Raw genomic sequence first — 14,596 nt, forward strand, 5'->3', positions numbered from 1 at the left:
CTCAGACCAGCATCCCGCCATCCGTGTCGTCCCCGGCTTCTTCGAGAAGAACACTCATGTCCGGAACCGTGATGTGGCGCTTGCCCTCAAGCTGGATGATTCCGTCCTTCTTGAGCGCAGAGACCTGGCGCGACACGGTCTCGAGCGTCAGCCCGAGATAATCCGCCATCGCTTCTCGGGTCAGCGGCAGATCGAACGTGACGGGGCCATCCAGCCCGGCCATGTTGAGCGTCGCATCGCGGCGGGCAATGATCGACAGCAGCGACGCGATCTTTTCGCGCGCTGTCTTGCGCCCCAGCACCAGCATCCATTCCCGCGCGGCGTCCAGCTCGTCCAGCGTCATCTGCAAGAGGCGCTGCGCGATATGCGGCGTCCGCTCCATAAGATCCTCGAACGGGGCCTTGCGGAAGCAGCACATGACCATATCCGTCGTCGCCACCACGTCATAAGCGGCGGTGGACCGGCCGGGACGCCCGACGAAATCGCTGGGCAGAAGAAGACCGACCATCTGGGTGCGCCCGTCTTCCATCGTCTGTGTGAGCGTCGCGATTCCCGATACGACCGACCCTACGAAATCCATGCGGTCGCCGGACCAGATCACTGTCTGTCCCGCTTCGAATCGGCGGTAGTATTTGATGTCTTCCAATCGCGCCAACTCGTCCGACTCGCATCTGGCGCAAACGGCGCGGTGGCGGATCGGGCAATCGCTGCAATCCTGCGTGACGGAGAGGCTGTCTTCTTTCAACATGGGTCCGTTCTTGATCTGCATCAATGCTGATGGTGGCGTGTGTGCCTTAATGCTATGCACATGGTCACTAGAACACAACTTTCCCGGTTGGGACTATTCGACGCGAAGGTACCTCGCTATACGAGTTACCCCACTTCGCCGCATTTCAAGAACGATGTCAAACCCGGGGATTTTTCCGACTGGATCGAAGCGATCCCGGAAAACGGTGAGATTTCGCTGTACCTGCATGTACCGTTCTGCCGCCGATTGTGCTGGTTCTGTGCCTGCCGGACCCAAGGGACCGCCAGTGGCGAGCCCGTGACCGCCTATGTCGAGACGCTCAAGGACGAATTGTCGCTGCTCAAGCGGCATTTGCCGAAGGGCGTGCGCCTGTCCCGCCTGCATTGGGGCGGCGGCACGCCCACGCTCCTGTCGCCGGATCATATGCGCGACCTGTCCGCGGCGGTGCGCGAAGTCGCGGATTTTGCCGATAGCTATGAATTCTCGGTCGAGATCGACCCCAACGAGATCGACGCAGGCCGCCTTGATGCGCTGTTTGACAGCGGGATGAACCGGGCCTCCATCGGTGTGCAGGATTTCGATCCCGAGATCCAGAAAACCATCGGTCGCGAACAAAGCTTCGATACCACGAAGCGCGCGGTCGACATGATCCGTGATCGGGGTATCCAAAGCCTCAACGCCGACATTCTCTATGGTCTGCCGGACCAGACCCGCAGCAAGATCGTTGATTCGGTGCAGAAGCTGCTGTCGCTCTCGCCGGATCGCGTCGCGCTCTATGGTTATGCGCATGTGCCCTGGATGGCCAAACGCCAGCAGATGATTCCGTCAGACGCGCTTCCGCGCCCCGACGAACGGCTTGATCTGTTCGAAACCGCGCGCAAGCTGTTTGTCTGGGACAATTACGAAGAAATCGGCATCGACCACTTCGCTACGCGCGAAGACGGGCTGTCCGTCGCCGCCTGCAACGGCACCCTGCGCCGCAACTTCCAGGGTTACACCGACGACACGTCCGACGTGCTGGTCGGTCTTGGGGCGTCGTCGATCTCGAAGTTTCCGCAAGGCTATGCGCAGAACGCACCGGCCACGTCGGGTTACACCAAGGCGATCCGCGCACATGAATTCTCGACCGTTCGGGGCCACAGCTTTACCGAAGAGGACAAGCTGCGGGCCCGCATGATCGAAATGCTGATGTGCGATTTCCGCGTCGATACGGCCGAGCTTGTTCGGGACTACCAGACCACCGAAGCCGACGTGACCGCGATGCTCAGACGCGCGAACGACGAATTCGAGAACCTGCTTGTCGTTGATGAGAGCGGCCTTTTTGTTCCGCCCGAAGCGCGCCCGCTGACCCGGATGATCGCCCGCAGTTTTGACGCCTACGACCTGTCCTCAGCCGGGCACAGTTCGGCGATCTAACTGGCCAGATCGAAAGCCGCCGCCATCAGCGTGCGGGTGTAATCCGTCTGCGGGTTGCTGAACACGTCCTGCGCAGAGCCGTATTCGACCACATCGCCTGCTTTCATCACGATGACCTTGTGCGACATCGCGCGCACAACCTTCAGATCGTGACTGATGAAGAGATAGGCCAGATCGTATTTCCGCTGCAAATCCCGCAGCAGGTTCACGATCTGCACCTGCACCGTCATGTCGAGCGCGGATGTCGGCTCGTCCAGCACCACAAGCTTGGGCCGCAGCACCATCGCACGGGCAATGGCGATCCGCTGTCGTTGACCACCGGAAAACTCGTGTGGGTAGCGGTGCATCGTGGCGGGGTCCAGACCGACCTCTGTCATGACCTCGGTCACAAGCTCCCGGTCCGACCGCCCGTCCGGCGACCCATGCACACCCAACCCCTCGGCGATGATCTGCTCGCAGGTCATCCGCGGGCTGAGGCTGCCATAGGGGTCCTGGAACACGATCTGCATCTCGCTGCGCAACCGCCGCAACTCGCGCGTCGACCAGTTGCGCACGTTCTGCCCGCGATAGGTGATCCCGCCTTCCGACTGGATCAACCGCATGATCGCCAGCGCCAGCGTCGTCTTGCCGGACCCGGACTCGCCAACGATGCCCACGGTTTCGCCCGCGCGCACCGCGATGGTCGCATCGTTGACGGCCTTCACATAGCCGACGGTGCGCTTGAGGAAACCCTGCTGAATCGGGAACCAGATCTTGAGGTTGTCCGTCCGCGCTATTTCTTCGGCACCTTCGCGGACCGGATCAGGGACACCGGTGGACTCGGCACTCAACAGCATCTGCGTGTAAGGATGCTGCGGATTACGGAAAATCTCGGCGGTCTTGCCGCTCTCGACGATCTCGCCGTCCTTCATCACGCAGACCCGATCCGCGATCTTGCGCACAATGCCAAGGTCATGGGTGATGAAAAGCAGGCTCATGTCCTCGGCCTGTTTCAGATCCGCCAGAAGCTGCAGGATCTGCGCCTGGATGGTCACGTCTAAAGCCGTCGTCGGCTCGTCCGCGATCAGCAGCTCAGGCCCGTTCGCCAGCGCCATCGCGATCATCACACGCTGCCTTTGCCCGCCGGACAATTGATGCGGATAGGCACCCAACCGGCTTTCGGGGTCACGGATGCCGACCTTGTTCAAAAGCTCGATGATCCGCGTCCGCGCCGCCTCTCCGGCCAGCCCCTGATGCAGCGCCAGTGACTCAGCCAACTGCTTTTCCAGCGTGTGCAGCGGATTGAGCGAGGTCATCGGTTCCTGGAAGATGAAGCTGATGTCATTGCCCCGGATGCGCCGCAACTGCGCATCATCCGCCCCGACCATTTCTTCGCCGTTGTACAGCACCGATCCCCCGACCCGCGCGGACTCGCCCAGCAGCGAAACGGTCGACAGCGCCGTGACCGACTTGCCCGACCCGGATTCGCCCACCAGCGCTACGGTCTCTCCGCGTTCGATATGGAACGACACGCCCTTGACCGCAGGCACGGTATGCCCGTCCTGCCGGAAGCCAACGGTCAGGTTTTTCACCTCGAGGATGCGGCTCATGTAAACGTCTTTCTCGGATCAAACGCGTCGCGCACGCCTTCGAAGATGAACACCAGCAGCGAGAGCATCAGCGCAAACACGAAGAACGCGGTAAAGCCCAGCCACGGCGCTTGCAGGTTCTGCTTGGCCTGAAGCGTCAACTCCCCCAGCGACGGGGCCGACGACGGCAGACCGAACCCAAGGAAGTCCAGACCGGCCAGCGTGCTGATCGTGCCCGTCACGATGAAGGGCAGCATGGTCAATGTCGCCACCATCGCGTTGGGCAGCATGTGCCGGAACATGATCGTCGTGTTCGAAACGCCCAGGGCCTTTGCCGCCCGCACATATTCAAGGTTCCGCGCCCGCAGGAATTCCGCCCGGACCACGCCCACAAGAGCGGTCCAGCCGAACAGCACTGTCAGGAATACAAGGAGCCAGAAACTTCGCCCCAATATCGCGAACAGGATGATGATGATGTAAAGCGACGGCGTCGACGACCATATCTCGATCACCCGCTGGAAGATCAGGTCAAGCCACCCGCCGAAATACCCCTGCAAGGCACCCGCGACGATCCCTACAACGCTGGCCAGCACCGTCACGATCAGGGTGAAGAAGATCGACAGTCGAAACCCGTAGATGACCCGCGCCATCACATCGCGCTTGGTGTCATCCGTGCCCAGCCAGTTCTGCTCGTTCGGGGGCAGGGGGGCTGCACCGGGGCGGTCCACCGGGGTCTGGTAATCATAGGGAATGATCGGCCAGATCGACCAGCCCTTGTAGAAATCGCCATCCAGAATGACGCCCTGATCAACCTGTTCGATCAATCCTTCGGGGTCGTCAAAGCATTCCTCAAGCCCGCCTGTGCGGATCAGACATTGCACCTCGGGGTCACGATAGGCCGCCTCTGTGCGGAAATCCCCGCCGAATTCTGTTTCGGCGTAGAAGTTGAAGATCGGGGTGTAAAACTCGCCGCGATACTGCACGAGGATCGGTTTGTCGTTGGCGATGAATTCGGCAAAGAGCGACAGCCCGAACAGCACGCAGAAAATGATCAGCGACCAGAACGCCCGGCGATTGCGCTTGAAGTTGTTCCAGCGCCGCTGATTGAGCGGTGACAGCGTGAACCGGCTGCGCGCCGGGGCAACCGCCACTGCCGGGCTGGGCTCGGTCACGATATCGCGGTCGTTCGGTTCGGGATTGGCCGCCATGCGTCAGCCCTCCCGCTTCTCGAAGTCGATGCGCGGATCGACCAGCACATACATCAGGTCCGACAGGATACCCACGACCAGCCCGATCAGCCCGAACACGAACAGCGTGCCAAAGATCACCGGATAGTCCCGCGCCACCGCCGCCTCGAACCCAAGCCGCCCCAGACCATCAAGCGAGAAAATCGTCTCAATGATCAGCGAGCCAGAGAAGAAGACACCGATGAACACCGCCGGAAAGCCCGCGATGACGATCAGCATCGCGTTGCGGAACACGTGCCCGTAAAGCACCTTCCGTTCGGCCAGCCCCTTGGCCCGCGCCGTCATCACGTACTGCTTCTTGATCTCGTCCAGAAAGCTGTTTTTCGTCAGCAGTGTCAGGGTCGCGAATGCCGAAATGGTCGAGGCCAGAACCGGCAGCGTGATGTGCCAGAAATAATCCGCGATCTTGCCGAAGAGGGTCAGTTCATCCCAGTTTTCCGAGGTCAGCCCCCTGAGCGGGAATATCTGGAAATACGACCCACCCGCAAACAGCACCAGCAACAGGATCGCAAACAGGAAGCCCGGGATCGCATAGGCCACGATGATCGCGGCCGACGTATAGGTGTCGAACGATGTCCCATCCTTGACCGCCTTGCGGATGCCCAGCGGGATCGACACGATATAGGCGATGACCGTGGACCACAGGCCCAGCGTGATCGACACCGGCATCTTTTCCAGCACCAGTTCCATCACCCCGATGGACCGGAAATAGCTCTCTCCGAAATCCAGCCGGATATAGTTCCACATCATGATGCCAAATCGTTCGACCGCGCCGATGTCTTCCTTCTGACAGGCCGGTTCATCCAGATCAGGCTCTCCGGTAAAGCCGTCCTCGCAGACGATCCGGGCAAAGCCGAACTCGATTTCCAGCGTTTCGATGAATTCCTTCGGAAGACCCCGCGCGCCGATATAGTCGCTGTCCGATCCAAAGGTTTCCTCGGCATTCTGGTTGCCGCCGCCATCGCCCGAAAAGCTTGAAAACACGTCGCCTTCGCCCTGAAACCGCGCAAGCGTCTGCTCGATCGGTCCGCCGGGGACGAATTGCGTCAGGGCAAAATTGATGACCATGATCCCGAACAACGTCGGAATGATCAGCAACAGCCGTCGAAGGATATAGGCGCCCAAGGGTCTCTTACCTCAACGCGCCAGCGGCCTTGAGGGCCTCGTATTTCTCTTCGTTGAACCACCAGAAATCGAGAACGCCAATGCCCAACGGCGGCAGCTCTTCGGGGTGTTCGAACATGTCATAATAGGCAATCCAGTATTCCGGCACATAGCCCGCATGGGCGATCACCCGCTCGTAGCGTAAGGCGCGGTCCAGCGCCATCATCGCCGTGACTTCGGCTTCCCGCGATTCCGCATTCAGCGCCGCTTCGATGATCGCATCGACCATCGGGCTGCGCAGCGCCGACGGGTTCCATGACGACACCTCTGCCGTTTCCGAACCGAACAACTGCTTGAGCCCCGTCCCGATGGTCGAAAACGTCTGCATCGATGTCTGGATCAGGTCGTAATCCTTGTCGAGGAACCGCTGCTGCCCTTGCGCGGAATCCACCGCGTTGGCGTTCACTTCGATGCCCCAGTCGCGCAGGGTGTTCACATAGGTCTCGATGGTCGCCTGCCGTGTGTCGTCCCATGTCGACAGAACAAGGAAATCCAGCGACATCTGCTCGCCCGCCTCGTTCACCATCCGGCCCTGATCGTCGACCGTCCAGCCTTCCTCGGCCAGCATCCGCAGCGCGGTGCGCTTGTTGCGGCGATCCACCGGCGTGTCCTTGTCCGACGTGTGCGGCATCACAACCGGCTCGGTCAGCATTTCGGGCGGCACCACGTCGCCCAAAGCCTGCAGGAAGGCCAGCTCCTCACCCTGAGGCACGTCCTTGGCTTCCCATTCCTGACCTTCGGCAAAGGAACTGCGCTGGGTCGTCAGATCGAATTCCAGCGACTCGCGCGTCCATTCAAAGTTGAACGCCAGCGTCAGCGCATGGCGCACATTGCGATTGTCGACCGGAGACCGCAACGTGTTGAAAATGATCCCGGAATTCAGCGGTGCGGTCTGGTCGGGCAGGGATTTGCGCACCGCATGCCCCTCTTCCAGAGCGGGGAATTCATAACCCGTCGCCCATCGCTTGCTCGAACCCTCGGAACGGAACGTGTACTCGCCCGCCTTGAACGCTTCGAATTCGGCGGTCGCGTCGGCGAAATACTCAATCCGGATTCGGTCGAAATTGTGCCGCCCCACATTGACCGGATGATCCCAGCCCCAGTAATTCGGGTTCCGCTCGTAGACGACGTAGCGGTTGAACTCGTAATCGCCCACCTGGTACGGCCCCGATCCCATCGGCGACAGAACCGACGGCTCGTCCAGCCGTTCGCCGGTTTCCTTGTACCACTCTTCGGACAGCACGATCATCCCGCCCACCTGGCTGATCAGCGACCGGCGCGAAATCCCGTCCACGAACTTGTAGCGCAGCGTCAGGTCATCGATCACCTCGACCCCTTCGATCCGCTCGCTCACCGAGCGCGAGAACGACCGGATGCCTTGTTCGATGAACAGGTTGAAGGTAAAGGCTGCGTCCTGTGCCCGCAGCGGCGCACCGTTGCGGAACACCACGTCGTCCCGCAGGTGGAAGACGCACCATTCCTTGGACTTCGGGTATTCCACTTCACGTGCGATCAGGCAGTACTGGTCGGTCAGGGAGTCCGCCGGAACCGCCGTCCCGAACGTGTCGCCGGCCAGCAGGGATTCCCCCACAACATCCGAATTTGTCTGCGGGTTGCCGCGCCACGCCCAGCGGTTGAAGCCATCGAACGTGCCCCGCGCGCTCAGCACGATTTCCCCGCCCTTGGGCGCATTCGGGTTCACGTAGTTGAAGTGACTGAAATCAGGCGGATATTTCAGATCCCCGAAATATGAATAGCCATGCGCGCGAATGATCTCGTCTCCGGCTGCGGAATGACTTTCGGCAAAGGCCAGAGAACCAGCGCCACCCGCACCTGCCGCGACGGCGCTCCCGCCCAACAGTTGCAGCGTTTGTCGACGGTTGAGGTCAGCAAAGGATGGACGGCCAGGTCTGTTGGGCATGTTCGTGTCTCCGTAGCTCGTGTGTGCAGGTCTGCACCTCCATGTAAGCTAAAGAACGAATTTGCCCACATTCAAGGCGAGAATGCGCGACGCAGTCCCAAATACCGAAGGAAAAACGCGATTGTGAAAAAGAAAAGCCGCCGCCCGGTGGGGCAGCGGCAAGATCATGCAACTCTGAATGTCGTATTATTCAGAGAAAGTCGCGAGATAGGCGATCAGGTTCTGGCGGTCTTCGGATTTGTTCAGACCGGCAAAGCCCATCGACGTGCCCGGCGCCCAACCGCGCGGGTTCTCGAGGAAGTGATACAGGTTTTCCGGCGTCCAGACATCGGCCACTTCGTTCAGCGCACCCGAATAGTTGAACCCTTCTGCTGTGCCCACGTCGCGGCCGACGACGTTGTAGAGGTACGGACCAGCAGCATTTTCGCCTTTTTCCAGCTTGTGGCAGGCGCGGCACTTGCCGAACACCCGCTCGCCTGCGCCAGCATCGGCGGTTTCGATCATGGTGTCAAAGTTCACCTCGACGACCTCTTCGGTCGACGCTTCTTCTTCACCGGTCTCGATCACGTAGACCGCGACTTCCTCACCATGGGCGCCGCCCACGTGATAGAGGGTCTCAGCCGCCCATTTACCAAGAAGGAAGATCAGAAGCGCGCCACAAAAGCTGCCGACGATCTTGGTGAAGGTCATTGTATCCAACATTGTGTGCGTACCCGTCCGCTTGTGTTTCTTGCGTGTCGCGCGGGTATCTATTGCTTCCCCTTCCGCAAGGCAAGGTGTAGAAGCCGCGACCAAACGCCCGGTGGGCCAGAATATCCGGAGTCCGCATGACCAACGCCATCGCTTTCCAGGGGGAACTGGGCGCCTATTCCCACGAGGCCTGCCGCTACAAACGCCCCGACATGGAGCCGCTGCCCTGCCGCACCTTTGAGGACGTGATCACTGCGGTTCAGACCGGCAAGGCGGATCTGGCGATGCTGCCGGTGGAAAACACCATCTATGGCCGGGTCGCCGACATCCACCGCCTCTTGCCGAAAAGCGGGCTCAAGATCATCGACGAAGCCTTCGTGCGCGTGCACATCAACCTTCTCGGCGTGCCGGGCGCAAAACTCGAAGATGTGACCGAGGCACATTCCCATCTGGTGCTGCTGCCGCAATGCGCGACCTTCCTGACCCAGCACAACATCCGGGGGCGCGTGAACGCCGACAACGCCCGCGCCGCCCGCGAAATCGCCGAACGCGGTGAAAAACACGCCGCCGCCCTCGCCAGCGAACTCGCGGCCGAGATCTATGGCCTCGACATCCTCGCCCGTCATATCGAGGACACCGACAGCAACACCACGCGCTTCCTGCTGATGGCGCGCGAGGGCGATCAGACCCGCCGTGGCGAACACGGCATGATGACCACCTTCGTCTTCCAGGTCCGCAACATCCCTGCGGCGCTCTACAAGGCGATGGGCGGCTTTGCGACCAATGGCGTGAACATGACCAAGCTGGAAAGCTACATGGTCGACGGCTCTTTTACGGCAACGCAATTCTACGCCGACATCGAAGGTCATCCCGACGATCCCGCTGTTGCACTGGCGCTGGAAGAGCTCGACTACTTCACCGACATGCTGAACATCCTCGGCACCTATCCCCGCGATTCCCGCAGGGATTAAGGCCCGCCGCACGCCGCTGTCAGGCTGGCGTGCAGGGATCCGGCCCTCAGCGGATCTTCTGCCGGGTTTCGCGATACCACACGTAAAGCCCCGCAGCTGCGATCACCAGACTGCCGACAATGGTCCAGAAATCCGGAAACTCGGAAAACAGGATCACGCTCCAGACGGCGGCAAAGGCAAGTCCGGTATAGGAATAGGGCGCCAGCATCGCGGCCTCTCCCTTGGTGAAGGCCTGGATCAACGCAAGCTGACCGGTCGTTCCGGCGATGGCCACGATAACCATCAACCCGATATCCGTCCCACTGGGCGGCTGCCATTGGAACGGCACGAGAAGGCTCAACAGCACGGTGCCGACAAACCCGGTATAGAAAAGAGATGTCCACACATCCTCGTCCGCACCGACGCGTCGGGTCAGCAGCGCATAGGCCGAATAGCAGACAGCGGCACCCAGCGGGAACAGGGCGGCCGGGCTGAACACATCGCTGCCGGGCCGAATGATGATCAGCGCGCCGATCATCGCCGCGGCGATCCCGGCAATTCGGCGTACCCCGAGCTTTTCGCCCAGAAAAATCGCCGCCCCCAGGGTGATGAGAACAGGATTGGTCGACATCAGCGCGGCGGCATCCGACAGTGGGATCAGGCTGAGACCGGTAAAAAAGAACGCTGTTGCGCCCATCAGCAGGATTGACCGCAGAAACTGAAGCACCGGATATCTGGTCTGCACCACCGTTTTCAGCCGGGGCAGCACCAACAGGAACACCAAGAGCATCTGTCCCGCATAGCGCGCCCAAAGCGCCGGCAGCACGCCGACATTCGGGGCCAGCGCCTTCACCGTCGCATCCATGACCGAAAAGCAGAAGATCGCGGCGATCATCAGAAGGATGGCACGGTTCTGTTCCGTCATGCTGCGCTTTTCTTGAGCCGATGCCACGCGCATCACAATGCGCCTGTTCGGAATGCGGGATAGACTTCGGACTAGCACAATCGGGGGGACACACAAGCGCTCTGCGCGAACAAGGACTGTGCAGGGCTCGTGTTTACCACTCCGTAAGGGTTTGCAAAGCCTAACGCGCCTTTAACCGGGTTCGCAAAGTTAGGTCCGCTTCGGACCTAATGTTTCGCGCGCGAAACATTTTCTTCAGATGCGTGTGCGCACACACCCCGCTCAGATCAACAACCCGGCCGCACCCTCATGTTTGAGCAGCCAAACCTTGGTCTCGACGCCACCATCGCCGGAATAGCCCCCAAGCCCATTGGCGCCCAGAACGCGGTGACACGGGATCAGGATCGGGATCGGATTGCCCCCGCAGGCCTGCCCGACCGCCTGCGCTGGAACACCCAGTTGCGCCGCCAGATCGCCATAGGTGCGGGTTTCCCCAAACGGAATCGCCGACATGGCCGCGCAGACGGTGCGCTGAAACTCCGAACAGGTCAGCCGGATCGGAACGGTGAAGTCCTGCCGTTTCCCTGCGAAATACTCCGAGAGTTGCGCCGCAGCCTGCACCAAGACCGGCGTCCCGTCCCGCCGCCCCTCGCGCCAGTCCAGCGCCGTGATCCCCACCGCATCCGCCACCAGCGTCAGCGGCCCCAAAGGCGAGTCGACCGCCTGTTCAAACCGGCTCATCCCGGCAACCCCAACCGGATCGGCCCCTTGGCTGTCACCGGATCGACCGGCGCGCCTTTCTGGCTCGCCACCAGATTCAGCTGAGCCGCCACCCGCCGCACCTCGGGCATCAGGGGACGCCAATCGTCGGAGAGCCTTCGCGCGGCTTCGGAGGGGCAAAAGGTTTTCCCGACCCCGCGCTGATGCGCGAGGTCGAGCAGAACATCCGCGATGTCTTTATCCGAGGGCGTCATTGCACCGCTGGCAGGTGCCCGGATGCTGGTGCGTGCCGACATCCGGCAGGATCTTCCAGCAGCGCTGGCACTTCTCGCCCTCGGCTTTCTCGAAGACCACACCTACCCCCGCCACTTCGGGCAGGCGGAACGCCTCGGCCGGGGCCGGATCGCCGGTAAGGGTGATGCCCGAGGTGATGCAGATGTCGTCGAAATTCACCGACTTCAACGCCTCCAGCATCTCGGCATCCTCGATATGCACCACCGGCGCCGCTTCAAGCGATGCACCGATCACCTTGTCCGTCCGCTGCACTTCGAGTGCGGCAGTCACCGCACGCCGCGCACGTCGTACCTTGGCCCATTTGGCCGCAAGCGCGTCGTCTTTCCACGATGCGGGCGTGTCCGGGATGTCCTGCAAATGCACCGACGAGTCGTCCCCGGGGAAGCGGTCAAGCCAGACGTCTTCCATCGTGAACACCAGCACCGGGGCAAGCCATGTGGTCAGGCGGTGGAACAGAATGTCCATCACCGTCCGCGCGGCACGGCGGCGCTGCGTGTCGCCGTCGCAGTACAGAGCGTCCTTGCGGATGTCGAAGTAGAAGGCCGACAATTCCACGGTGCAGAAGTTGAACAACTGCTGGAACACGCCCTGGAAATCGTAGGAATCGTACCCGGTCCGCACAACCTCATCCAGCTCCGCCAGACGGTGCAGCACATAGCGTTCAAGCTCGGGCATATCCGCAGGCTCGACCCGATCCGCCTCGGTGAAATGCGACAGCGCGCCGAGCATATAGCGCATCGTGTTGCGCAGGCGGCGGTAGCTGTCGGCCACACCTTTCAGGATCTCCGGCCCGATCCGCAGGTCGGCGGTATAGTCGGCCTGCGCCACCCACAGACGGAGGATGTCTGCGCCGTATTGCTTGGTCACGTCCTCGGGGGCGACGGTGTTGCCCAGCGACTTGGACATCTTGTTGCCCTTCTCGTCGAGCGTGAACCCGTGGGTCAGAACCCCGCGATAGGGTGCACGGCCCCGCGTGCCGCAGGCCTGCAGCATCGAGGAATGGAACCACCCGCGGTGCTGGTCGGTGCCTTCGAGGTAGAGATCGGCGAGACCGTCCTCGGACCCGTCCTCGCGGTCGCGCAGGACGAAGGCGTGGGTCGAGCCGCTGTCGAACCAGACGTCAAGGATGTCGAACACCTGTTCCCATTCGTTGGGATCGTAGTCGTTGCCGAGGAACCGCTCTTTCGCGCCGGGCTTGTACCATGCATCCGCGCCTTCGGCCTCGAACGCGTCGAGGATACGGGCGTTCACGGTTTCGTCGCGCAACAGGAAATCGGCATCGGTCGGCAACGCGCCCTTCTTGACGAAACAGGTCAGCGGCACACCCCATGCGCGCTGACGGGACAAAACCCAGTCGGGGCGGGCTTCGATCATCGAATAAAGCCGGTTGCGACCGGTCTGCGGCGTCCATTTTACCAGTTGGTCGATACTGGTGAGCGCCCGTTCACGGATCGTCTTGCCGTACTCGTCCTGCCCGTCGCCAACGGCGCGGTCGATGGCGGCGAACCATTGCGGCGTGTTGCGGTAGATCACCGGAGCTTTCGACCGCCACGAATGCGGATAGCTGTGCGTCATCCGACCGCGCGCCAGCAGGCCACCGGCTTCGACCAGCTTGTCGATCACGGCGGTGTTGGCCTTGCCTTCCTTGCCCTTGTGGTCAAGCACGCGCAGACCGGCGAAGAACGGCACATGCGGCAGGAATTCGGATTCCTCACCCACATTGTGGGTCATCCGGTCCATCCAGCCACGCGCGACAAAGGCGTCGTAGTCTTCCTGACCGTGGCTTGGGGCCGTGTGGACAAACCCCGTGCCCGCGTCGTCGGTCACATGATCGCCGTCGATCATCGGCACGTCGTAATCCCAGAACCCATCCGCGCCGTCGAGACCCCGGAACGGGTGCGCCAGCGTTAACGCGCCCAGCTCGTCCGCCGACACGTCGCGCAGGCGACGGTACATCGACGGCTCCAGCCGCGCTTTGGACAGCACGTCTTCGGCCAGCGCATCGGCCAAGAGGTAGCGGTCGCCGATCCGCGCCCAGCATTCCTCGGGGCGGCCAGTGACTTCGTAGAGGCCGTAAGCGATGGTGTTGTTGTACGCGACCGCCTTGTTGGACGGGATCGTCCAGGGGGTGGTCGTCCAGATAACGACCTTGGCGCTGGCAAGATCGCCAGTCACAATCCGCTGGTCGGCATGCGGGAAATCCCCGCCATCATCGATCAGCGGTTCGACCACGCGGAACGGCACCCAGATCGTGTGCGACTTGTGGTCGTGGTATTCGATCTCGGCCTCGGCAAGTGCTGTCTTTTCGACAGGCGACCACATCACGGGCTTTGACCCCTGATAAAGGGTCCCGGTCATCAGGAATTTCTGGAACTCCTCCGCGATGATCCGCTCGGCGCGGTAGTCCATCGTCAGATAGGGCTTGTCCCAGGTGCCGGTGATCCCGAGCCGCTTAAACTCGTCACGCTGGATGTCGATCCAGCCTTCAGCGAATTTGCGGCATTCCTGACGGAAATCGACGACATCGACCTCGTCCTTGTTCTTGCCCTTGGCGCGGTACTGTTCCTCGATCTTCCATTCGATGGGCAGACCATGGCAATCCCAGCCGGGGATGTAGCGCGCGTCGCGTCCCATCATTTGCTGGCTGCGCACAACCATGTCCTTGAGGATCTTGTTCAGCGCGTGGCCGATATGCAGGTGGCCGTTGGCATAGGGAGGGCCATCGTGGAGCGTGAAGGGCTTGCGCTCGGCGGCCCCTTGCGAGGCCTTCTCGCGCAGGCGGTCGTAGATGCCCATCTTCTCCCATTTTTCCAGCCAGGCGGGTTCGCGGTTCGGCAGTCCCGCACGCATCGGAAAATCGGTCTGGGGCAGGTTCAGCGTGTCTTTGTAGTCAGGTGTTTCGGCGCACATTGGGAGCGTCCTCGGGATACGGATCAGAAATTTGTGAGAGGAGCGGCGCGGCAGTCTATACGCC

The 14,596-nt window shown here is 61.4% G+C and carries 12 protein-coding genes; 2 read left to right on the plus strand and 10 right to left on the minus strand.

All coding sequences use genetic code 11. The features are described from left to right. Nucleotide 1: 1 nt before the first annotated feature. Nucleotides 2-748, minus strand: a complete 747-nt coding sequence (gene fnrL / locus MRY75_RS01175; protein ID WP_292305311.1) for a transcriptional regulator FnrL — start codon at nucleotides 746-748, stop codon at nucleotides 2-4. Between the two features lie 60 nt (nucleotides 749-808). Here fnrL and hemN point away from each other — a divergent pair, with 60 nt between their 5' ends. Then, on the plus strand, nucleotides 809-2,164 hold the full coding sequence (gene hemN / locus MRY75_RS01180) for an oxygen-independent coproporphyrinogen III oxidase (RefSeq protein ID WP_292305312.1): 1,356 nt from the start codon (nucleotides 809-811) through the stop codon (nucleotides 2,162-2,164). Here the strand turns inward: hemN and MRY75_RS01185 are convergent. From MRY75_RS01185 to MRY75_RS01205, 5 genes are all read right to left on the minus strand, one after another. After that, complete coding sequence (locus MRY75_RS01185) at nucleotides 2,161-3,753, minus strand: ABC transporter ATP-binding protein (protein WP_292305313.1); 1,593 nt, start codon at nucleotides 3,751-3,753, stop codon at nucleotides 2,161-2,163. The genes hemN and MRY75_RS01185 overlap by 4 nt on opposite strands. After that, on the minus strand, nucleotides 3,750-4,940 hold the full coding sequence (locus MRY75_RS01190; RefSeq protein WP_292305314.1) for an ABC transporter permease: 1,191 nt from the start codon (nucleotides 4,938-4,940) through the stop codon (nucleotides 3,750-3,752). Before MRY75_RS01190 ends, MRY75_RS01185 begins: the two co-directional genes overlap by 4 nt. A gap of 3 nt (nucleotides 4,941-4,943) precedes the next feature. Then, on the minus strand, nucleotides 4,944-6,104 hold the full coding sequence (locus MRY75_RS01195) for a microcin C ABC transporter permease YejB (RefSeq protein WP_292305315.1): 1,161 nt from the start codon (nucleotides 6,102-6,104) through the stop codon (nucleotides 4,944-4,946). 7 nt (nucleotides 6,105-6,111) lie between these two features. Then, a complete protein-coding gene (locus MRY75_RS01200) occupies nucleotides 6,112-8,064 on the minus strand; it encodes an extracellular solute-binding protein (RefSeq protein WP_292305316.1) in 1,953 nt (650 codons plus the stop codon). A 186-nt stretch (nucleotides 8,065-8,250) separates the two neighbouring features. Continuing rightward, entirely contained in the window at nucleotides 8,251-8,766 is a 516-nt protein-coding gene (locus MRY75_RS01205) for a cytochrome c family protein (protein ID WP_292305317.1), read from the minus strand. Between the two features lie 125 nt (nucleotides 8,767-8,891). Here MRY75_RS01205 and MRY75_RS01210 point away from each other — a divergent pair, with 125 nt between their 5' ends. Then, on the plus strand, nucleotides 8,892-9,725 hold the full coding sequence (locus MRY75_RS01210) for a prephenate dehydratase (protein WP_292305318.1): 834 nt from the start codon (nucleotides 8,892-8,894) through the stop codon (nucleotides 9,723-9,725). Between the two features lie 46 nt (nucleotides 9,726-9,771). Here MRY75_RS01210 and MRY75_RS01215 read toward each other — a convergent pair whose 3' ends face one another. The 4 genes from MRY75_RS01215 to ileS form a co-directional block, all read right to left on the minus strand. Then, entirely contained in the window at nucleotides 9,772-10,629 is an 858-nt protein-coding gene (locus tag MRY75_RS01215; protein WP_292305319.1) for a DMT family transporter, read from the minus strand. 261 nt (nucleotides 10,630-10,890) lie between these two features. Beyond that, on the minus strand, nucleotides 10,891-11,349 hold the full coding sequence (locus MRY75_RS01220; RefSeq protein ID WP_292305320.1) for a methylated-DNA--[protein]-cysteine S-methyltransferase: 459 nt from the start codon (nucleotides 11,347-11,349) through the stop codon (nucleotides 10,891-10,893). Further along, the gene (locus tag MRY75_RS01225) at nucleotides 11,346-11,582 is read right to left on the minus strand and encodes a DUF3253 domain-containing protein (RefSeq protein ID WP_292305321.1); all 237 of its coding nucleotides are present in this window, start codon (nucleotides 11,580-11,582) and stop codon (nucleotides 11,346-11,348) included. The genes MRY75_RS01220 and MRY75_RS01225 overlap by 4 nt, the downstream gene beginning before the upstream one ends. After that, nucleotides 11,566-14,532 (minus strand): isoleucine--tRNA ligase, encoded by a 2,967-nt coding sequence (ileS, locus tag MRY75_RS01230; RefSeq protein WP_292305322.1) that lies wholly within the window; start codon nucleotides 14,530-14,532, stop codon nucleotides 11,566-11,568. The genes MRY75_RS01225 and ileS overlap by 17 nt, the downstream gene beginning before the upstream one ends. Nucleotides 14,533-14,596: the final 64 nt, after the last annotated feature.

This window comes from Marivita sp. (genome assembly GCF_022763305.1).
Taxonomy (GTDB): Bacteria; Pseudomonadota; Alphaproteobacteria; order Rhodobacterales; family Rhodobacteraceae; genus Marivita.